Source organism: Methylobacterium sp. WL103, from assembly GCF_008039885.1.
Classification (GTDB): domain Bacteria; phylum Pseudomonadota; class Alphaproteobacteria; order Rhizobiales; family Beijerinckiaceae; genus Methylobacterium; species Methylobacterium cerastii.
Window position 1 is genome coordinate 1 of the sequence record NZ_VRUX01000998.1, and the last position, 973, is coordinate 973.

At 65.8% G+C, this 973-nt stretch carries 1 protein-coding gene; it reads left to right on the forward strand.

Annotated elements, in window-relative coordinates; translation table 11 throughout:
• Positions 1-518: 518 nt before the first annotated feature.
• The coding region (locus tag FV222_RS27305; RefSeq protein WP_147816266.1) for a MucR family transcriptional regulator at positions 519-973 on the forward strand (455 nt) is incomplete at its 3' end.

Consider the following 973-nt stretch of genomic DNA (forward strand, 5'->3'; position numbering starts at 1 on the left):
ACGCATCGCCCGCGCGCATCCGGCGGGCAGGCCGAGGTCGGCGCCGCGAGCTTCTTCAAATAGGGCCGGCCGCGCCAGGGCAAGCCTCTTCTCGGGCGGGGCCTCGGGACGGGTCCTGCGAGTCGCTTTCCAGCGATAATCGACCGCAAAATCGTTGCCGCCACAACGAAGTTTTCGGGTTCGCGGGCGAGGGTATTGGGGTGTCTGCAACCGCGACGCGATGGCTAATACCGAGGCTCGCCCAGGGTCCGGCCGCCTAGACCAGGGCATGCGCCCCTGGACACCGGTGCGGCGCGGGGACCGACTGCACTCCGGCCACCGCGCTACACTCGATTTTTCATGTTACAGACCATTCGATCAAGTCTAATCGAACGGAAACAGACCTTGCGTATTGCGTCGGGATGTTCGACATCATAACCGCCTTGCCTGGACAAGCTGGCGTCAGCTGAGAATTGCCCACTTCTCGGGTCGCGCCGACGCCGGACATGTCGAAAGAAGTCGGACCGGGGAAACGATCGATGATGAACGACAACGGCATGGAGCCGGATTACATCGCGCTGGCAGCGGAGATCGTGTCGGCCTTCGTCAGCAAGAATTCCGTCCCGGTCCCGGAATTGAACGGGCTGATCGTCTCGGTCCACGCGACGCTGGCCCAGCTCGGGAACGGTGGCGTCGCCGAGAAGGTCGAGCCGCCGACGCCGGCCGTGTCGATCAAGCGCTCGGTCACGCCCGACTTCATCGTCTGCCTGGAGGACGGCAAGAAGTTCAAGTCGCTCAAGCGCCACCTGCGCACGCGCTACGACATGACCCCCGACGCGTACCGCGACAAGTGGAACCTCGCGGCCGACTATCCGATGGTGGCGCCGAACTACGCCGCCGCCCGCTCGGAACTCGCCAAGACGATGGGCCTCGGCCAGCAGCGCCGAAAGACCCGCGGCAAGGCCGCCGCCCCCGAAGCCGCGCCCGCCCCGGC